At 41.2% G+C, this 18,594-nt stretch carries 19 protein-coding genes; 11 read left to right on the top strand and 8 right to left on the bottom strand.

The genetic code is table 11. The annotated features are described in order from the left end of the window. A partial coding sequence (locus tag E4T79_RS07175) for a transposase (RefSeq protein ID WP_194183804.1) occupies positions 1–155 on the top strand: 155 nt, incomplete at its 5' end. A 562-nt stretch (positions 156–717) separates the two neighbouring features. On the opposite strand, the gene serS is transcribed toward E4T79_RS07175, so the two are convergent. The 6 genes from serS to E4T79_RS07205 all read right to left on the bottom strand — a co-directional run bounded on the left by serS (position 718) and on the right by E4T79_RS07205 (position 7,216). Continuing rightward, the gene (gene serS, locus E4T79_RS07180; protein ID WP_135029027.1) at positions 718–2,004 is read right to left on the bottom strand and encodes a serine--tRNA ligase; all 1,287 of its coding nucleotides are present in this window, start codon (positions 2,002–2,004) and stop codon (positions 718–720) included. A gap of 210 nt (positions 2,005–2,214) precedes the next feature. Continuing rightward, positions 2,215–2,586 (bottom strand): DUF956 family protein, encoded by a 372-nt coding sequence (locus E4T79_RS07185; protein ID WP_135029029.1) that lies wholly within the window; start codon positions 2,584–2,586, stop codon positions 2,215–2,217. 527 nt (positions 2,587–3,113) lie between these two features. Beyond that, positions 3,114–4,025, bottom strand: coding sequence for a PTS system mannose/fructose/sorbose family transporter subunit IID (locus E4T79_RS07190; RefSeq protein ID WP_135029031.1), 912 nt, complete (start codon positions 4,023–4,025; stop codon positions 3,114–3,116). A gap of 15 nt (positions 4,026–4,040) precedes the next feature. After that, on the bottom strand, positions 4,041–4,841 hold the full coding sequence (locus E4T79_RS07195; protein WP_076995097.1) for a PTS mannose/fructose/sorbose transporter subunit IIC: 801 nt from the start codon (positions 4,839–4,841) through the stop codon (positions 4,041–4,043). A gap of 185 nt (positions 4,842–5,026) precedes the next feature. Next, on the bottom strand, positions 5,027–6,019 hold the full coding sequence (locus tag E4T79_RS07200) for a PTS sugar transporter subunit IIB (RefSeq protein ID WP_135029033.1): 993 nt from the start codon (positions 6,017–6,019) through the stop codon (positions 5,027–5,029). Positions 6,020–6,400: 381 nt separating this feature from the next. Beyond that, positions 6,401–7,216: a Cof-type HAD-IIB family hydrolase gene (locus tag E4T79_RS07205; RefSeq protein ID WP_135029035.1), complete on the bottom strand. Its 816-nt coding sequence runs from the start codon at positions 7,214–7,216 to the stop codon at positions 6,401–6,403. An 831-nt stretch (positions 7,217–8,047) separates the two neighbouring features. Here E4T79_RS07205 and E4T79_RS07210 point away from each other — a divergent pair. From E4T79_RS07210 to E4T79_RS07230, 5 genes are all read left to right on the top strand, one after another. Continuing rightward, on the top strand, positions 8,048–9,106 hold the full coding sequence (locus tag E4T79_RS07210) for an acyltransferase family protein (protein ID WP_135029037.1): 1,059 nt from the start codon (positions 8,048–8,050) through the stop codon (positions 9,104–9,106). A gap of 446 nt (positions 9,107–9,552) precedes the next feature. After that, positions 9,553–11,013 (top strand): NCS2 family permease, encoded by a 1,461-nt coding sequence (locus E4T79_RS07215; protein ID WP_135029039.1) that lies wholly within the window; start codon positions 9,553–9,555, stop codon positions 11,011–11,013. Positions 11,014–11,214: 201 nt separating this feature from the next. Further along, positions 11,215–11,661, top strand: coding sequence for a tRNA (adenosine(37)-N6)-threonylcarbamoyltransferase complex ATPase subunit type 1 TsaE (gene tsaE / locus E4T79_RS07220; RefSeq protein WP_135029116.1), 447 nt, complete (start codon positions 11,215–11,217; stop codon positions 11,659–11,661). After that, the gene (locus E4T79_RS07225) at positions 11,648–12,181 is read left to right on the top strand and encodes a GNAT family N-acetyltransferase (protein WP_135029040.1); all 534 of its coding nucleotides are present in this window, start codon (positions 11,648–11,650) and stop codon (positions 12,179–12,181) included. The genes tsaE and E4T79_RS07225 overlap by 14 nt, the downstream gene beginning before the upstream one ends. Continuing rightward, positions 12,178–13,281: an LCP family protein gene (locus E4T79_RS07230; RefSeq protein ID WP_135029042.1), complete on the top strand. Its 1,104-nt coding sequence runs from the start codon at positions 12,178–12,180 to the stop codon at positions 13,279–13,281. The genes E4T79_RS07225 and E4T79_RS07230 overlap by 4 nt, the downstream gene beginning before the upstream one ends. 435 nt (positions 13,282–13,716) lie before the next feature. Here E4T79_RS07230 and E4T79_RS07235 read toward each other — a convergent pair whose 3' ends face one another. Together E4T79_RS07235 and E4T79_RS07240 are read right to left on the bottom strand one after the other, a co-directional pair. Then, positions 13,717–14,007, bottom strand: a complete 291-nt coding sequence (locus E4T79_RS07235; RefSeq protein WP_135029044.1) for a chemotaxis protein — start codon at positions 14,005–14,007, stop codon at positions 13,717–13,719. Beyond that, a complete protein-coding gene (locus E4T79_RS07240; RefSeq protein WP_135029046.1) occupies positions 14,004–14,420 on the bottom strand; it encodes an HIT family protein in 417 nt (138 codons plus the stop codon). The genes E4T79_RS07235 and E4T79_RS07240 overlap by 4 nt, the downstream gene beginning before the upstream one ends. A gap of 62 nt (positions 14,421–14,482) precedes the next feature. On the opposite strand from E4T79_RS07240, the gene E4T79_RS07245 reads away from it, so the two are divergent. The 5 genes from E4T79_RS07245 (at position 14,483) to rimP (ending at position 18,578) form a co-directional block, all read left to right on the top strand. Next, entirely contained in the window at positions 14,483–15,217 is a 735-nt protein-coding gene (locus tag E4T79_RS07245) for an ABC transporter ATP-binding protein (protein WP_135029047.1), read from the top strand. Beyond that, positions 15,214–16,260 (top strand): ABC transporter permease, encoded by a 1,047-nt coding sequence (locus E4T79_RS07250; RefSeq protein WP_135029049.1) that lies wholly within the window; start codon positions 15,214–15,216, stop codon positions 16,258–16,260. The genes E4T79_RS07245 and E4T79_RS07250 overlap by 4 nt, the downstream gene beginning before the upstream one ends. Positions 16,261–16,309: 49 nt before the next feature. Beyond that, positions 16,310–17,104 carry a phosphotransferase family protein gene (locus tag E4T79_RS07255; protein WP_135029051.1) on the top strand — a complete coding sequence of 265 codons (795 nt, stop codon included), beginning with the start codon at positions 16,310–16,312 and terminating at the stop codon, positions 17,102–17,104. Continuing rightward, entirely contained in the window at positions 17,101–17,736 is a 636-nt protein-coding gene (gene trmB, locus E4T79_RS07260) for a tRNA (guanosine(46)-N7)-methyltransferase TrmB (protein ID WP_135029053.1), read from the top strand. Before E4T79_RS07255 ends, trmB begins: the two co-directional genes overlap by 4 nt. 371 nt (positions 17,737–18,107) lie before the next feature. Then, entirely contained in the window at positions 18,108–18,578 is a 471-nt protein-coding gene (rimP, locus tag E4T79_RS07265) for a ribosome maturation factor RimP (RefSeq protein ID WP_135029055.1), read from the top strand. Positions 18,579–18,594 lie beyond the last annotated feature (16 nt).

An 18,594-nucleotide genomic window follows, 5' to 3' on the forward strand; every position in this document is an offset into this window, starting at 1 on the left:
AGCAGGGGCATAGAATTTTACCACTTCCTCCGTACTCACCTGAGTACAATCCCATCGAGAAAACATGGGCTCACATCAAAAAACACCTCAGAAAAGTATTGCCAAATGCCCATACTTTCATTGAGGCTCTTTTGGCCTGTTCTTGTTTCAGTTGATTATAATAAAAGATAAACTAAATGACTATAAAACAAAAAGGAGCAGCAGTTCATTGCCAACCTTCAACGTCATGATAGCCATTGAAGCAAGCAGCCACTGCGTCAAGGTCATTCGGTTCATAAAGTTAGAAAGCTGGACTTTGTGCTTAGCCTCAGCTCTCTACTGACAAACATCTAAAAATTGGTGTGAAAGCACACACTTCATTAAACTCTTTAGAAAGTTGCATCTAGGCTATTTCTAATACTCATTTAAAATCAAAATTAGCATTTCTTACTACTTCCTTAAGTTGTGCGGACGGATACGGAGTTTCATTCCTAATTTTCGAGCTAAAGGTTTTGAAAATCCCGTCCTCAGCCACAAGGTATTTATTGCCGAGGATTACCACTACGGCGGAAGTAGCCTTTTAGCTCACTACGTTCGCTTTCCCTTGAAAATTAGTTTAAAAATTCTCTATTTTTGAAATTAGTTAAGTATAAGAGTTTTTTTATTCTGAGTGGATTAGAAAAAGGTTGGAGAAAATTGTCCAAAATGGACTTTTTCTTCAACCTTTTTTGGTCTTGATTAACGGGATGATGTCGGTGCAATGACTTCAGCCCCGCCCATATATGGACGAAGGACTTCTGGGATAGTGACAGAACCGTCTTCATTTTGATAGTTTTCAAGGATAGCGGCTACTGTACGTCCTATGGCAAGTCCTGATCCATTCAAGGTATGGAGGAGTTTCACCTTACCGTCTGCTTCATCGCGGTAGCGGATTTGGGCACGGCGTGCTTGGAAGTCTTCTGTATTAGAACAACTAGAGATTTCACGATAGCTATTTTGGGCAGGAATCCAGACTTCTAAATCGTAGGTTTTGGCCGCAGAGAAGCCCATGTCGCCTGTACAAAGAGCAAGAACACGATAAGGAAGTCCCAATTTTTGAAGAATGTTTTCCGCATTAGCTGTCATCTTCTCTAATTCTTCGTAAGATTTTTCTGGTTTGGCAAATTTGACCATTTCAACCTTGTGGAATTGGTGCAAGCGAATTAACCCCCGGGTATCACGACCAGCAGATCCAGCTTCTGAACGGAAAGAGGGACTGAGGGCTGTAAAGTAGATTGGCAAGTCTTTACCGTCTAAAATCTCGTCGCGGTAGTAGTTGGTGAGGGGGACTTCAGCTGTTGGAATGAGAACAAAGTTTGTACCAGCTATCTCAAAAGTATCTTCCTTGAACTTTGGATATTGCCCTGTTCCAAACATGGATTCATGGTTGACCATGTAAGGAGTGATGACTTCTTGATAGCCCTCTGCGATATGTTCATCTAGCATAAAGTTGTAGAGGGCACGTTCCAAGCGAGCACCGAGATTTTTGTAGAAAAGGAAGCGAGCACCAGTTACTTTTGCCCCGCGTTCCCAGTCGAGAATCCCTAAATCTTCCCCAAGATCCCAGTGGGCTTTTGGCTCAAAGTCAAAGTCACGCGGTGTACCCCAACGGCGAACTTCTACATTTTCTTCTTCATCTGTACCAACGGGTACGCTATCATGTGGTGTATTTGGCAAGATGATAAGAATGGCCTGTAATTTCTCGTCAATAGTAAGGAGTTCAGCGTCCAATTCTTTAATGGTTGCAGAGAGTTCCTGCATGGCAGCAATCTTGTCATCTGCATTTTCCTTGTTGCGTTTTGCTTGGGCAATTTCGGCTGAAACGGTGTTGCGTTCTGCTTTTAATTCCTCTACCTTTACCAGAATCTCACGGCGTTTTATATCTAATTCTTTGATATTTATAAGGGGTTCGGTAGCTACACCACGGCTTGCAAGTTGCGCTGCAATTTTATCAAAATCTGCTCGAATACGTTTGATATCTAACATACTTTCCTCCTATAAAAAACGCACCCATGAATCTGTTGGAGTGACAAGAGCCACGGTTCCATCCAACTTCACATGAGTGCACTTAGTTCTGTATAAAAATGTGATAAACGGTAGAATTTCATACCATTTGCCTACCTGCTCGCAACGACCGCAGACTCTCTGAAAGACGCTTGATATTACTTATCCGTTGCGACTATTATACTCGATTTTTTATTTTTTTGCAAATAGATTTTTGAAAAATTGACCGATTGTTTGTAATAATGTCGGTAATTTTACGACTTTTTGATTGCCGAGATGTTCTCTGGCTTCTTTTAAAATCTTCCCGGAATCCTTGGAAGCAAAGAGGAATTTTCCGCTGTCTGTAAAGACTTGGAAATGCCGACTGATATGGTTGCCAGAAACATTGGCACCAATCTTTTGAACATTCTCCCAAGGAATTTGAATGTAATCTTCGACATTGGCATCTGCATAAAATTCCAAAGCCTTGTCACCAATGAGAAACTTTCCGACCTTGCCTCCCATTCCTAAGTAAGAAACCCCGCTTGTTTGTAAATCAACGGTTTTATTTTGTGATTGTACCATAGCCTATCCTTTACTGTTGTTCTCCTTATACTCGTCAAACATCCGCTTTTCGGCTATGATAGTTTTCCTATGTCGTTCCTCGTCTTGCCTAGCTCTCTATAGTGATGTCTGCGATGCGTTATCTAGTACTAAATTGAACCTGAAAGACTATCATAGCTTATCTTGCGGAACTGTTGAGAAAAGTAACTGTTTTCTTGTCTATTTTGAAATAGTTAGTGACTATTTCAACTATCTACGGCTCCGTTGTCTCCTTTTCATCAATCTGCTAACAATGAAGAGGTTGATGTGAATGAACGGTCTTCGAAATGAAGTAGCACACGGGTAGAGTCTTATTCTATCATAAAAAGAAGGTCGAAACCTTCTTTTTGAGAATATGTATTCACAAGTGACTTACTTTGATTTAGGACATCGCTTTTCGATACTTATGAGCACTTTTTTAAAGCATGGGTTGGTTACTTTTAAAAAACGAACGATGAGTAGCGGAAAATCAGACTTGAATCAAAGTGTTGAACTGTAGATACAGATTCTTACATGATACCTGCTACACGAGCAAGGATGCCCACGATAAAGAGTCCAATGATGATGGTAATTGGAGAAACTTTTTTCTTCAACAACCACATACATAAGAAGGTAAGGAGCAGGTTCATAAGACCTGGGATTAAGCCGTTCAAGTTATCTTGGAAAGTTGTGATTTTAGTAGGAGTTTGTGAAAGTCCTTGTCCAACTTGTTCAAAAGCTTGACGGATGCCCTCGCTACCGTTTGCTAGTTTATCCCAGTGGATGTAAGCCTCTTTTGCAAGGGGTACTTCTGATACGTTGAACGTAAAGTTGATGGATACCCAACGTTGTGCCAAGACAGCAAGGATGAACATACCAAGGATAGAAGCACCTTTAGTGATGTCTTGGAGGATACCACCTGACATGTCTTTTGTAATTTCAGAACCAGCCTTGTAGCCAATTTCTTGTGTGTACCATAAGAATGCCATACGGATAAGGTTCCATGCTACGAAGAAGATGATTGGACCAAGGATATTTCCTGAAAGGGCAAGTGAAGCTCCAAGAGAACCAAGAATTGGACGAACAGTAAACCAGAAGACAGGATCACCGATACCAGCAAGAGGCCCCATCATACCGATTTTTACCCCTTGGATAGCTGCGTCATCGATTTCTGCGCCATTTGCACGCTCTTCTTCAAGGGCAAGTGTTACCCCAAGGATAGGAGCAGCCACGTATGGGTGTGTATTAAAGAATTCCATGTGGCGTTTTAGAGCTGCTGCTTGGTCTTCTTTTTTGGTATAGAGTTTTTTAAGAGCAGGTACTAACGAGTAGGCCCAACCCAAGTTTTGCATACGCTCGTAGTTCCAAGAAGCTTGAAGGAATTGAGAACGCCACCATACTTTTTTACGGTCGTTTACGGAAAGTTGTAGTTTTTCTGACATTGTAAATCTCCCTTCTTAGTAGTCTTCTAGGATATCGCCGATTGGGTCATTAGAGGTAGCACCTCCGCCACCATTTCCACCTGTTTTTGAAAGGTGAAGATAGATAAGGGCGATTGAAACACCAAGGGCACCAAATCCAATCAAGGTAATTTGTGTTACGGCAGCAAGTACGAAACCAATCGCAAAAAATGGCCATACTTCGCGTGTTGCCATCATATTGATAACCATGGCAAAACCAACGGCAACAACCATTCCACCACCGACTTGCATACCACCTTTGAGCCATTCAGGCATGAGTTCAAGCATTGCTTGTACAGACTCAGCAGGAATTGCAAGAAGAAGGGCAGCAGGGACAGCGATACGAAGTCCTTGAAGAGAAAGAGCGATTAAGTGGTAGCGCTCAAGAGCAGCGAAATTGCCTTTCTCAGCGGCAGCATCAGCCCCGTGTACAAGAGCGACAGAAGCTGTACGAACAAGCATTGTAAGGAAAAGTCCAGCAATCGCTAGAGGAATAGCAATCCCTTGAGCGACACTGATTGCAGCTGGTGAGAAGTCACCACCTTTAATCAAGATGATAGCCGCAGCAACAGAAGCAAGAGCAGCATCTGGTGCAACAGCAGCTCCGATGTTCGCCCAACCAAGAGCGAGTAATTGAAGCGTACCACCTAGCATAACGCCAGCAGTAAGGTTACCTGTTACAAGACCGATGAGAGTACATGCAACAATTGGTTGGTGAAATTGGAATTGGTCGAGAATTCCTTCCATACCAGCAAGGAATGCGACTAAAACGACCAAAATCATTGAAATGAATGACATGATAGATCCTTTCTTTTTATAACTATACGATAGAGTAGAGATAGAAACGATTGTTTCTACTTCTTTGTGTATGTGGATTGATTTGTTCTTGCAACCAGAGGAGGCTTTCAAGTTGTGATAGGCAACAGCTCGTATGTTTCATCTGATTTGTAGCAATCAATCGTATCACTGTTCTGATTTAGAAATTAGTGAGGCACATTTGCTTTGTTGATTAAGTCAAACAAGTCTTTCTTCGCGTCATTTGGTACTTTACGAACGTCAAATTCAACACCTAAGTCGCGCAATTTTTCAAAGGTTGCGACATCTTCTTTGTCCATAGAAAGTACGTTGTTGATCATGGTTTTACCAGTTGAGTGAGCCATTGATCCAACATTCAGGGTCGTGATTGGCACACCACCTTCAATTGCACGAAGTGCATCTTGAGGTGTTTCAAACAAGATAAGAGCATGTGTATTTCCAAAGCGAGGATCTTTTGCAACATCAATCAATTTCTGAATTGGTACGACATTTGCTTTCACGTTTCCTGGTGCAGCCTGCTTGATCAATTCCTTACGAAGCGCATCAGCAGCTACTGAGTCAGATGCAACGATGATACGGTCTGCTTTTGAGTCTGGTGTCCAAGCGGTTGCGACTTGACCGTGTAAGAGACGCGTGTCAATACGAGCAAGGTTGATTTTTAATTTCCCATCTCCGATGACCGTTCCCTCAGGAATAGCAGCTTGAGCTTTCTCAGCTTGTGGTGCAACAGCTGTTTCTTCCACAGGGTTCAATTCTTCTGGAAGGGCTTTGATTCCGTCTTTTGATTCTTTGATGATGTTGGCAGCAACAGCAGCAACGCCTGCATTTGCATCCATCATTCGTTCAGTGTAGGCTTGAATTAACATTGGCAAGTTCAAACCAGTAATGATAGCGAATGTACGGTCTGGGTTTTCTCCCATTATGCGACTTGCTTGGTTGAATGGTGAACCGCTCCACAAGTCAGCTAGAATTAAGATCTCGTCATCCGCATCAAAAGTTGCCACAGCATTGTTGAATTTGGCGTATAAATCATCTGGCCCCTCGCTTGGCATAAAAGTTACAACTTGAACTTTTTCTTGTTCGCCAAAAATCATTGAACCAGATTGATGAATACCAGCGGCAAATTCACCATGGCTTGCAATAATGATTCCGATACTCATTATGTTTCCTCCTAAAAATTTTGATAGCCAGCAAAATGGCTCTCTCTTTGTAGTGCCTGCCTATCTAGATACTAACTCTCAGTTTGTTTGTCTGGCTAAAGTTCTCCATGTTGCTGTCTATTGAGACAACATTTTAGAACTGTTTTATTATAAAACGTTTTCAAGTTTTCTGTCAAGTAAATATATGCTGTCTATGAGTAAATTTTGTGGAAAAGTTTCTGAAATTGGTCTATACATTTGCATCATAATTTACAAAAATGTCCGATAAATAAAGAATTTTTCTACCCCTCACTATTCGAAAATAAAGATGATAGAAAAATGTATCGTCCGATTGCGTTGAGCCATAAAAACAGCTTCCTCCCAAAGCAGAAGTTACACAGTCTAGTCTAAAAATAGCTTTTGAAGCTCTTTTGCTACTCCGTCTTCCTCATTGGTATAGTCTGTCAGACAGTCAGCGTAGGGGAGGAGAGTATCACTGGCATTTTTCATGGCATATCCCTTACTTGCTAGAGAGAGCATTTGGATGTCATTGTGCTCATCACCAAAGGCAATTAGGTCTGTGGCTTCCATACGGTAGTGGTCCAGCAAATAAGTGAGGGCAGAAGCCTTGGTCACACCTTTGGCACAGGTTTCAAGGATATTGAGTGGTCCTCCCCAGGTGTTGATTTCCAGTTCACCATTGAAATACCGATTGATATCGTCTGCTAGGGCGTATTTGTCATGTGCGCGTGTCTGCATCAAAATGGAGTGTGGATCTGATGTAATCCGTTCAGGCTTCATCAAGGTGTCAGGAGTGATTTGCTCAACACCTAAGAGGGCAGGGCTAAAGTTTTCCAAATAATTTTGGGTGATGAAAAACTTATTTTTATATTCTCCTGCAATAAAGTCTGCTTCAAATCGTTCTTCTTCTTTTAGAAAGTCCATTAAATACTGCTTATCGATAAGGATGTTTTGTTCCCACTCCCAGTTTTGGTCAGGAATATGGATGAGTGAACCATTGAAGTTAATCATGGGGGTAGAGAGTCCTAGTTCCTTATAATAATTGTAGGCCATGCGGTAGGGTCTACCGGTTGCGATAATGATAGTATGGCCAGCTTCTTGAACCTTACGAATCGTTTCAATCGTGTAGGTGCTTAATTGGCTATCTTTGTTTAATAAGGTGCCGTCTAAATCAAGGGCAATCATCTTTTTCGTCATACGTGCTTCACTCCTTTTTTCGTAAACGCATACGTTTAAGTATAGCAGAATCAGCAAGGTTTCGCAAAGTGTAGTTAGAATAGGTTGGCTGTGTTTTTATTGTAAGAATGTGAGGTAGCATTTGTTATCCTAGGGTTGGTTCGACTCGATTGAGTTGAAAAATGTCAGATGAGGGAACTGCATTTTTCTAATGTGTCATCTACCGTGTGTAGCCATTCATATTTTCCAAACGCCTTGACTCTGAGGAAAAGCGCTTCATCTCGTTATATTTTAGAGCTTGACAGAGTCCTTACCTGACTTGTAAAATAGTGGTAAATCAGTCTTTAAGTTAGAGGATGAGATTGGGCAGAAATTCTTGAAATAACCAACAGGCTTGCCAGCGAGTGAGTTAAGTGATGGATTGTCAGTCTTTTCTGCTAAGAGTAGTCACTATCATCTGGTTATAAAATAGAGATTTTCCTCAATCTCTTTATGTTCAATCTCCTACAGTTTTCTATTATATATAGTCTTTTAGCATGAGGCAACGAGCTGCAGGCTGTACCTAGAGTAGGTCAAAGCGAGTGAACGAAGTCATAAAAGATAGACGAAATGACTATATGAAAGTCAGTGCTGAGCCTAGATACTAGGGAGCAAGGGACTGTGTAGACTTGCATCTAGAAGTAATAGAGGAAGATGATTAAGGCGTCGACATCGCAGTTGGGTTCTCTCTTTTTTCTTGTTTTTGCACCAGGCTAAGATAGTCAAGTCAAGAAATGGAGATTGAATGGAGAGTGTCTGAAATTTGTGGTACAATACAATAGCTTGTTAACAATTTAGTAAGGGGAGTATGGAATGAACCATCGAAATTATGGACTCGATTTACTTCGATTCGTTTTAATGTTTATGGTATGTGTATTGCACGTACTAGGACAAGGTGGAATTTTAGAGGCACTGACCGCAGGCTCTTTAAGACATAAAGTTTTTTGGTTATTGGAAATCAGTTCGTACTGTGCAGTTGATTCTTTTGCAATGATAAGCGGCTATACTGCACAGAATCGGAAACAGAGATATGAGAAAATAGTATCTATGTGGTTTCAAGCATTCTTTTACTCCTTTGTTCTCACGATCTTCCTCTCTCTTTTGGGGATAGGAGGAGGATTGGGAATAATCGATATTAAACGCAGTGTCTTTCTGGTTACTTTTGGAACTTTTTGGTATTTTACGGCTTTCGTTGTTTTATTTTTTGCAATGCCACTTCTAAATAAATTTCTATTTTCAATCGATGAAGTGCAAAGTAAGAGAGCATTTCTTGTTCTTATATTCTTGTTTTCAGTGATGGGAAGCTTCGGAGATCCATTTAAGTCACAAATTGGATATTCTGCCATTTGGTTGCTGGTGCTCTATTGTATTGGTGTTCTGATGAAGAGAGTGCATGTGTTTGCACAGAAAAGTTCACTATTTCTTATGATAGTATGGGGATGTTGCATCTTTATCACTTGGTTTACCTATATCAAGAAAGGCGATGTATTCTACGTTAGCTATATTTCCCCTACAATTGTATTATCAGGTATGATAATGGTTATCCTCTTTTCTAGACTCCGACTCAATTCCCGTATTGCTACAGTGGTTTCAAAACTATCTCCGTATGCTTTTGGTATTTATTTGTTTCAATCTAATCCAGTTATTTGGAATACTATCCTTAAAGGAGCTACTGCATTCGTTGTGAATGAAAGGCTTGTTGTTGGGATTTTGTATGTATTCTTTTTTGCATTTTTGATATTTATTTCAGGATTATTTGTAGAGATGATGAGGAGTAAGATTGATAGCTGGTTGAATATCCCATTATTGAGTCAAAAGATTGTGTATGTGTTCGATAAACTGCTGTTACGGTTATTTCGATTCTTCGTATAAGCTCAACTTCAAATAAAACGATGGTCTTAAGGTAGAATGACGTCCAACTTAGCAAGCTTAGTTGGACTGTTTATTTATATGGCAAGTATTGGGGAATCTTCAGCTATATAGTCTTTTTGTTTGCCTAGTACTAAAAATAAACTAAAGGGCTATACTATTCTTACTAAGGAGGTTCTTTTCATAATCATCCAGTTTTTTGGGAGGGGATAGGAAGCCCATGTATACAAACTTCAAGCATGTCATTTGTTTACAGTACGTTGTTGGAATTCTGAACTAGTAGACATATAATCGAACTGGTAGGGAAATAAGGAAAATTCGGACCTTTCCCTATAAAACGATAGGTTTGTATGAGAAAATCAGTGACTTCAGGAACTTTAGGGTTGAAAAGTGAATGTTTTTGGGTTATAATGTGTATATTGTTCGTAAATAAAGGAGATTTTTTTAAAATGGACAAATTTTTTGGTCTAAAAGAACATGGAACGACTGTTTCAACGGAAATCGTGGCAGGTTTGACGACTTTCTTTGCCATGTCTTATATTTTATTTGTTAACCCAAGTATACTGAGCGTTGCGGGTATGCCCTCGCAAGCGGTATTTTTAGCCACCATTATCGCAAGTACCGTGTCAACCCTTATCATGGGCTTGTTTGCCAATGTCCCTTATGCCTTGGCACCAGGGATGGGTTTAAATGCTTTTTTTACTTATACAGTAGTTATCGGACTCAGCTTTAGTTGGCAGGAAGCCTTAGCCATGGTTTTCCTCTGCGGTTTGTTTAACATTTTTATTACAGTTACCAAGGTTCGTAAGAGCATTATCAAGGCGATTCCGATTAGTTTACAGCATGCTATCGGTGGTGGTATCGGAGTTTTTGTTGCCTACCTTGGTTTTAAAAATGCGAATCTTATTACCTTTTTGACATCAGGTTCTGATATTATGACAGTGAATGGAGTAGCTCCTGCAGATGCAACAGCAGATACTTTCTCAAACGGGGTCTTTTCAGTCCTAGCAGGTGGAGGAGTAGTTCCAGCTATTTCAACCTTTACAGATCCAAGTGTTCTCTTGACTCTTTTTGGTTTAATTCTAACCGCTATTTTGGTTATTAAAAATGTCCGCGGTGGTATCTTGATTGGAATTGTGGCAACAACGCTTGCCGGTATACCAGCAGGAGTGGTTGATGTTTCTTCTATTAACTTTGCAGAAAATCATATTGGAAGTGCCTTTGCAGAGCTAGGGACCACTTTCCTTGCAGCCTTTGGAGGGATGTCATCACTCTTTAGCGATACGGAGCGTCTGCCATTGGTACTCATGACGATTTTTGCTTTCAGCTTGTCTGATACCTTTGACACACTTGGTACCTTTATCGGAACAGGTCGTAAGACAGGAATCTTCTCAGCAGAAGATGAAGTGGCACTTGAAAATGGTAAAGGCTTCAACTCAAAAATGGATAAGGCTCTGTTTGCCGATGCTATTGGTACCTCTATCGGTGCGATTTTTGGAACATCAAATACAACGACTTATGTTGAATCTGCTGCTGGTATTTCAGCAGGTGGACGAACAGGCTTGACGGCAGTGACGACAGCTATTTTGTTCTTGCTTTCTATCCTTATTTTACCGTTTGTTGGTATTGTACCTGCAGCAGCGACGGCTCCAGCCTTGATCATCGTTGGGGTTATGATGGTTTCTTCATTCCTTGATGTGGATTGGAGCAACTTTGAGGATGCGCTACCAGCTTTCTTTGCGGCTTTCTTCATGGCACTTTGTTTTTCTATCTCATACGGAATTGCAGCAGCCTTTATCTTTTACTGCTTGGTCAAAGTCTCAACAGGCAAGGCAAAAGAGATTCACCCAATTCTTTGGGGAGCAACAGCTTTGTTCATTCTGAACTTTATCATCTTGGCTATTCTTTAATTGGGTATTTTTGAACCATAGACAGGGTGGGTCAAACGAGATCTCCCTGTTTTTATAGAGTAGGAAATGTAAATCGCTTGAAAATGTCTAAAAGTGCATGTGGCTAGAAAACTAGTTACCTGCATTTTTTTCATGTGCATGTCCGTAGATAAACTGGATTATAAAATGACAAAGGGATATGACTGTGATATAATAGAAAGCATGTATAGTCGTAATGAGGAAGAATTGATAGCAGTTGGACTGACGATTGGTCGGTCACTACAGGCAGGTGATGTGCTGGTTCTGACTGGTGATTTAGGTGCTGGGAAAACCACCCTGACGAAGGGAATTGCGCAAGGTCTTGAGATTAAGCAGATGATAAAGAGTCCGACCTATACGATTGTCCGTGAGTATGAGGGGCGTCTGCCACTCTATCATTTGGATGTTTACCGGATTGGAGATGATCCTGATTCGATTGATTTGGATGATTTTCTCTATGGAGATGGTGTGACTGTAATCGAATGGGGTGAGCTTCTTGACGCCTCGCTATTGGATGATGTTTTAAGGATTGTCATTGAAAAAGTTGGTGACGGTCGTAGGATATCCTTTGCTCCGCAAGGAAAAAGAAGTCAGGCCTTGGTAGAGGAGATTGGACATGGTACAGATTAAAAAAGAGATTTTCTTTGAGGAGGCAGAAAGTGCCCATGCGGTAGCTTTCATTGACTTTATGAATCAAGTGGCAGGAGAAACAGACTTTCTTGTCATGGATGAAACAGGATTTCGGTTTACGTCAGATGAGTTAGCAGCTATTTTTGACAATAGTCTTGGCAGTCCAAACCAACTTCACCTTCTTGCTGTTTGTGGAGATGAGGTCATTGGAGCTGTCACCGTTCGTGCCTCCAACCAGTATCGGATTAGCCATGTTGGCAATATCTTTATTGCCGTACGAAAAGATTATTGGGGTCATGGAATCGGGCAACTTCTCTTACAAGAAGTGGTGGAATGGGCAAGGAGCAATGGTATCATCAAGCGGCTCGAACTGACAGTTCAGATTCGAAATAGCCGTGCGGTTTCCCTGTATCAGAAGCTGGGATTTGCAATAGAAGGCACTCAAAAATGGGGTGCAAGAACAGACGAAGGAGAATGGCTTGACCTATATTACATGGGCAAGCTGATAGACGATAAATGAGTATTGGTAAGAAGATTTTTCTCATGATTCTAGCCATTGTTGGCTTAACCGTTGGGGCTGGTGCACTCTATGCAACAACGGTGTTAAACTATTCAACGGATAGTTTTTCTAAGACTTTCAAATCGATTGAAGGGCAAAGAGAGGACCATGTCATTGAAGCGACAGAACCTCTTACAGTTCTTTTGATGGGAGTGGACATGGATCAGGTGAGCCGTGGTGGTAATTGGGAAGAAGGAAGAAGTGACTCCATGATTTTGGTAACAGTCAATCCTAGAAGCCAAAAAACAACCATGGTCAGCCTAACGCGCGATATAATGGTGGAAATTGCTAATGCTGATGGGAGTTCAAGTGGGACGGTTGAAAAACTCAACCATTCCTACAGTTATGGTCAGGCTCCGATGGCGATTGCAACAGTTGAGAAGATGCTGGACATAGATATCAATCGCTATGTTGAGATTAATATGGATGGCTTGATTGAACTGGTAGATGCCATAGGTGGAATTACCGTGAATAATACCTTAGGCTTTCCGATTTCAATCAGTGAATATGAGCCGGCCTATACAGCAGTAGTTGATCCTGGTGAGCAACATGTCAACGGAAATCAGGCCCTGGTTTATTCTAGGATGCGCTATGATGATCCAGAAGGGGATATTGGTCGCCAAAAACGCCAACGTGAAGTCATCCAGGCTATCGTGAAAAAACTGTTGAATCTAGATGGGATTACCCAATATAAGCCTATTTTAGATGCCATTTCAAACAATATGCGCACGAATGTGTCGATTACACCAGCTTCTTTCCCGGGACTTTTAGGCTATCAAGATTCCTTGAAGACGATTGAAACCTACCAGTTAGTTGGAGAGAGCCAAATGATTGATGGTCTTTCTTATCAAATTCCAACCAGTGAAGAACTACTTAATATTCAAAATACGATTAAGACCTCGCTCGATTTACCGACATCTGCCGAGCTAAAGACCAATGTCAGAGTTTCAATGACTGCTACCCCTATTTCGGTGGTTAACGCCTACACGAATTTGTCAGGGATGACCATTTCAGCTGGGGAGGGAGTGGGCTCGACTGGATTTGATGGTTCACAACAATAGGTTTTCAAGAAGCAATCGATGAATCTTGCTCTTCAGCTACTGGATACGCATCAATCTGTCAAGCTAGAAAATAGAAAAAGATAGATAGTATCTATCGTATATGACATAAAAAAACTCCTAGAAAGGTTATACCATTTCTAGGAGTTTTTTTCGGAGCTGCTTATCAGTTTTTGTCACTATTTTGATGTATAGTCATTTCGTTTATCTTTTATTACTTCGTTCATTCGCTTTGCTGTACTCTAGTACAGCCTGCAGCTCGTTGCCTAGTACTAAAAGTAAACTAAAAGACTATATTACTTCAGAATATAAACAGTCACATTTGATGAGCTTTTATAGTCGTTTCGTTTATCTTTGTTAACTCATTAGCTAGAATGCAGGAAATAAGGTAAAAATCGAACTCTTTTTTGACCTGTCGAGCTCTTTCCCCACTTCCTTTTATTTTTCTTGTTCTGTTACTTGTATCTTTTGAATTTCGTTCAAGTTGCCTGCGATAGCTTGTTGGTAGACCCGCAGTTTGTATTGGAGATCTCTAGCCATTTCTTGGAGTGGCTGTTGATAGCTTTGGATAAAGGCGAGCTGGTCTTGGATAGTTTGATAGCTCTCCTGTATGCGGCGGACGCTATCCATGGCTTCTGTCGTTTCATGTGCGATTTTCTTTCGATTTTGAACAGCGAGATAGGTGATAGTAGCAGCTGTTCCTGCTGCGATTAGGTGTTTTAATTTCATTTTGCCTCCATTCGTAATCGGTCTGCTAATTGTGCCAAGATTGGGAAATCAGGCTCATTGGTATCAAAGGTAATGTGTAGTCCATCGTGATTGTCAAAGCGAGGCAAGAGGTGGATATGGGTATGGAAAACGGTCTGTCCCGCACTTTCTTCCATATTGCTCAGTAGGTTGATACCGCTTGCTCCGAGCTTTTCTTTTAAGTGCTGTGCGATGATTGGGATTTTAGCAAATAATGTCGCGCTCGTTTCTTCGTCCATTTCTAACAGGTTGCGGAAGTGTTCTTTGGGGATGATCAAGGTATGACCTTTTGTGACTTGAGTAATATCTAAAAAAGCAAGGACATGTTCGTCTTCGTATACGGTAGATGAGGGAACATCTCCAGCAACGATGCGACAAAAAATACAATCTGACATAATGCAAACCCCTTTTCCAAAATTCTGTTATAATAAGTATATCAAATTATAGGAAAAAATGTATGTTAGAAGTAAAAAATGTGACGGGTGGTTATGTCAATATTCCTGTTTTAAAAGACGTTTCCTTTCAAGTAGCTGATGGAGAGTTGGTTGGATTGATTGGTCTAAATGGTGCAGGAAAATCAACGACTATAAAAGAAATTATTGGGCTTTTATCGCCCTATCAAGGACAGATTCTGATTGATGGGGAAAGCCTTCAATCAAAACCACAAGACTATCGGAAAAAAATTGGTTTTATTCCAGAAACGCCGAGTCTCTATGAGGAACTGACCCTGAAAGAGCATCTAGAAGTGGTGGCGATGGCCTATGACTTGGACTGGGAACAGGCTTTTGTGCAGGCAGAAAAATTACTCAAAATCTTCCGATTAGATGAAAAATTGGAATGGTTTCCGGTTCATTTTTCAAAAGGAATGAAGCAGAAAGTCATGATTATTTGCGCCTTTATGATCCAGCCGAGCCTGCTGATTGTTGACGAGCCATTTTTGGGGCTAGATCCGGTGGCTATTGATGATTTGCTTCGTCTATTAGAAGAAGAAAAAGCGAAAGGTACTTCTATTTTGATGTCGACCCACGTCTTGGATACAGCTGAGAAAATGTGCGACCGCTTTGTCATTTTACATCGAGGAGAGGTGCGGGCGCAGGGCAATTTGGCAGAACTACAAGCAACATTTGGTCGTGAAGATGCCAGCTTAAATGAGCTTTATCTTGCTCTTACCAGAGAGGGTGCAGGAGTATGAAAGGACTATTTCAGAAACGCCGACTGGCCTTTACCCAGCGCTGTCTCAAGTATCTTCGCTATGTGTTAAATGATCACTTTGTTCTCGTTCTAATGGTGTTGCTCGGCTTTTTGGCTCTGCAATACCGAGCGCTGTTGGAACATTTTCCAACAACTCCTTGGCTTGTCTACCTACTATTAGCTATTGCGACCCTGCTTTTCTTCTTTTCAGGACGAATTGCAACCTATTTAGAATCAGCGGACCGTATCTTCCTCTTACCAAAAGAAGATGAGGTTCTTAGAAATATTCAGCTAGCACGTCTGCGTGCCATTTGGCTCTGGGGGTTTGTCCAAATCTTAGGACAGGTTTTGCTCTTGCCCCTTTACTTGAAATTGGGCTGGACCTTGTTGCTCTTTCTGCTCTATCTCTTGATTTTAACTGTTGGGAAATATGCTTGGTTGGCCTTTCAGACACGTTTTATTGCTCAGTCAGGGCATCTGGATTGGGACAAGGCAGTGCAGTATGAGATGAGGCGCAAGCAGAGTATTTTACAGTTTTATTCCCTCTTTACTCCTGTCAAAGGACTCAGTAGTGATGTCAAGCGGCGTAACTATCTAGATCCTCTGCTAACTCTTGTCAAGAAATGGCAGAATAGGACATGGGATTACCTATTTATTCGTAGCTTTTTGCGTTCGGGAGATTTTTTCTGGATCAGTCTTCGCTTGGTAGCTCTAAGTGTAGCTAGTCTTCTTCTTGTTCAGGAATCTTGGCTTGCAGCGGGTTTGGCGGTCTTATTTGATTATCTGTTACTCTTTCAGTTACTACCGCTCTATCATGCCTACGATTACCAGTATCTGACACATCTTTATCCGGTCAGTCAGCAGGAAAAAGTTGAGAGTTTTAAATGGGTTGTTCAATGCATCATGTATCTGGTTCTTGTTTTGCAGTTGCTTGTAGGGATACTAGTGTTAGAAGATAGAGTGTACCTTGTCGTACTAGCGGGATTAGGAATCATTTTAGCACATCTATATCTCGGATTGAAATCAAAGAAATTGATTGACTAATGAGATGAAAACTAGTAAAATAGTAAAGAATTTTTAAAGGAGAACTGGCATGCAATTTGATACAAGCGGACTTCGTCTGCAATCGATCGCAGGAAATAGTGGTAAAGCATTTAAGGGCATGCGAACAGATGGAACGCCCGTTTTTGTCAAGTATGAAATGCCACCGATTGTTTCTGCTTTGGCGCATGAACAGATTACCCCTCCGGTTCTATCCGCTAATAGGGAGTTGGGGGTTGGTCAGCGTGTCGAGCAGGAATGGTTGAATGGTCATATCCTCACTCGTTCTGAAATGGGGGGCAAACAGGTCCAGCAAATTTTGGTGCGCATGCACTATTCTAAGATGTTGCTCAATCAAGCCTTGCAGCTTAACTACACCTATCAAGAGCCACAGGACTTGGTTCGTAAGTGGCAGCAGGAAGCACCCGCTAGGCTCTCGAAAAATAGCTATCTTCAGTCGGTTTGTAGTGATTTGTTGGCTCATTTACCAACTTTTCGTAAGGATGTGGCGACCTTTGTCCATGGGGATTTACACCATACCAACTGGGTTGAAACAACGAGTGGTTTGATTTATCTGACGGATTGGGAGACGGCTTGTGTAACAGACCGAATGATGGATGTGGCCTATGTATTGACCCACTATATTCCAAGACAGTCATGGGAAGAATGGCTGAGAAGCTATGGTTACAAATACAACCATACGGTGTTAAACAAAATTTACTGGTATGGTCAACTCGGCTATCTGAACCAGATTGCAAAACATGTTGAAAGCTATGATATGGAAGCAGCAAATAAAGAAATTTACGCCTTGCGCTATTTTCGCAAGAGCTATTATAAGGAAGTATGAGAGTAAGAAATCGTAAAGGAGCTAGTGATATGCTCCTAGCATATCCTCAATATGTCATTTTGAATCCTGAGGATTGTAAGGGGAAATGGGCTAGTATGTTTGGCAATAGCAATCCCATTCATATCGAAGTTGGTTCTGGAAAGGGTCGTTTCATCACAGGAATGGCAGCTCAAAATCCAGATATTAACTATATCGGGATTGATATTCAGATGACGGTCTTAAGCTACGCCCTGGATCGTGTGGTGGAGGCAGACTTGCCTAATATTAAGTTATTGCAGGTAGATGGGTCCAGTTTGACCAACTACTTTGCGCCAGCAGAGATTGACCGCCTCTATCTGAACTTTTCGGATCCATGGCCCAAAAAACGCCACGAAAAGCGTCGATTGACCTATAAGAATTTTTTGGATAATTATAAAGAAATTTTACCAGAAAAAGGTGAGATTCATTTTAAAACTGACAATCGCGGACTTTTTGAATACAGTCTTGTCAGCTTTTCTCAGTATGGCATGACCTTAAACGGTGTCTGGCTTGATTTACATGCCAGCGATATGGAAGATAATGTCATGACCGAGTATGAAGAGAAATTTTCGAACAAAGGTCAAGTCATTTATCGTGTAGAAGCAGCATTTTAAAAACCATTCGAAAAATCGCATGTTCAGGTTGAAGAAAAAGTCCGTTTTGGATAAATTTCGCCAACCTTTTTTGTTGCCCGTGCAGAAAAAAATGCTGAGAAATAGCATAAAATCATCCTCCATAAAAATCAACAAAAGAATTGGAGAAAATCCCCAATTCTTTGCTGCAGTACAACTATTGTTGTGACTCCAGACTTGTCTTGGGGATTTTAGATGGTATTGTAAAAGGGGATATTGTATCCAGTTTGTCGTAGCTCTGACATCTATCCCTTTACAGAGCCTTGAAATTATGTTATACTACTAAAAAGTAGAGAAAAGGAGGGTTGGTCTTGTGCCAGCCCTTTCGATATGTCTCTAGAGGGAGGTTTTAAATGGCAACGATTATAGACATTGTCACGCAAGCGATTGCTCCACACATTAAGGCACCTTATGAGCTGGTCGATGTGGAGTATGGCAAAATGGGTGGCGATGATGTTCTATCTATCTTTGTAGATAAGGAGGGAGGTATTTCCCTCAACGATACGGTCGAGTTATCAGAAGTGATTAGTCCACTTTTGGATCACATTCAGCCGGATCCGTTTCCAGCACAGTACATGCTAGAAGTGACTAGCCCTGGTCTTGAGCGGCCGTTAAAAAATGCTGAGGCAGTCGCGAAAGCTGTCGGTCAGTATATCCATGTCAAACTCTATCAAGCAGTTGATAAAAGTAAGGTCTTTGAAGGGACTCTCCTTTCCTTTGAACATCAAGAGTTAGTGATTGAATATCTGGATAAAACAAGAACAAAACAAGTGACCATTCCCTATCAGACGGTCGCCAAAGCACGTCTGGCTGTAAAAATTTAACAGAAAGGACCTTTTG

It is taken from the genome of Streptococcus sp. LYSM12 (genome assembly GCF_004569635.1).
Classification (GTDB): domain Bacteria; phylum Bacillota; class Bacilli; order Lactobacillales; family Streptococcaceae; genus Streptococcus.

Bases quoted from the DNA above. Each gene is read 5' to 3' on its own strand.
- serS (WP_135029027.1), bottom strand. From the start codon at position 2,004: ATGTTAGATATCAAACGTATTCGAGCAGATTTTGATAAAATTGCAGCG.
- E4T79_RS07185 (WP_135029029.1), bottom strand. From the start codon at position 2,586: ATGGTACAATCACAAAATAAAACCGTTGATTTACAAACAAGCGGGGTT.
- E4T79_RS07190 (WP_135029031.1), bottom strand. From the start codon at position 4,025: ATGTCAGAAAAACTACAACTTTCCGTAAACGACCGTAAAAAAGTATGG.
- E4T79_RS07195 (WP_076995097.1), bottom strand. From the start codon at position 4,841: ATGTCATTCATTTCAATGATTTTGGTCGTTTTAGTCGCATTCCTTGCT.
- E4T79_RS07200 (WP_135029033.1), bottom strand. From the start codon at position 6,019: ATGAGTATCGGAATCATTATTGCAAGCCATGGTGAATTTGCCGCTGGT.
- E4T79_RS07205 (WP_135029035.1), bottom strand. From the start codon at position 7,216: ATGACGAAAAAGATGATTGCCCTTGATTTAGACGGCACCTTATTAAAC.
- E4T79_RS07210 (WP_135029037.1), top strand. From the start codon at position 8,048: ATGAACCATCGAAATTATGGACTCGATTTACTTCGATTCGTTTTAATG.
- E4T79_RS07215 (WP_135029039.1), top strand. From the start codon at position 9,553: ATGGACAAATTTTTTGGTCTAAAAGAACATGGAACGACTGTTTCAACG.
- tsaE (WP_135029116.1), top strand. From the start codon at position 11,215: ATGTATAGTCGTAATGAGGAAGAATTGATAGCAGTTGGACTGACGATT.
- E4T79_RS07225 (WP_135029040.1), top strand. From the start codon at position 11,648: ATGGTACAGATTAAAAAAGAGATTTTCTTTGAGGAGGCAGAAAGTGCC.
- E4T79_RS07230 (WP_135029042.1), top strand. From the start codon at position 12,178: ATGAGTATTGGTAAGAAGATTTTTCTCATGATTCTAGCCATTGTTGGC.
- E4T79_RS07235 (WP_135029044.1), bottom strand. From the start codon at position 14,007: ATGAAATTAAAACACCTAATCGCAGCAGGAACAGCTGCTACTATCACC.
- E4T79_RS07240 (WP_135029046.1), bottom strand. From the start codon at position 14,420: ATGTCAGATTGTATTTTTTGTCGCATCGTTGCTGGAGATGTTCCCTCA.
- E4T79_RS07245 (WP_135029047.1), top strand. From the start codon at position 14,483: ATGTTAGAAGTAAAAAATGTGACGGGTGGTTATGTCAATATTCCTGTT.
- E4T79_RS07250 (WP_135029049.1), top strand. From the start codon at position 15,214: ATGAAAGGACTATTTCAGAAACGCCGACTGGCCTTTACCCAGCGCTGT.
- E4T79_RS07255 (WP_135029051.1), top strand. From the start codon at position 16,310: ATGCAATTTGATACAAGCGGACTTCGTCTGCAATCGATCGCAGGAAAT.
- trmB (WP_135029053.1), top strand. From the start codon at position 17,101: ATGAGAGTAAGAAATCGTAAAGGAGCTAGTGATATGCTCCTAGCATAT.
- rimP (WP_135029055.1), top strand. From the start codon at position 18,108: ATGGCAACGATTATAGACATTGTCACGCAAGCGATTGCTCCACACATT.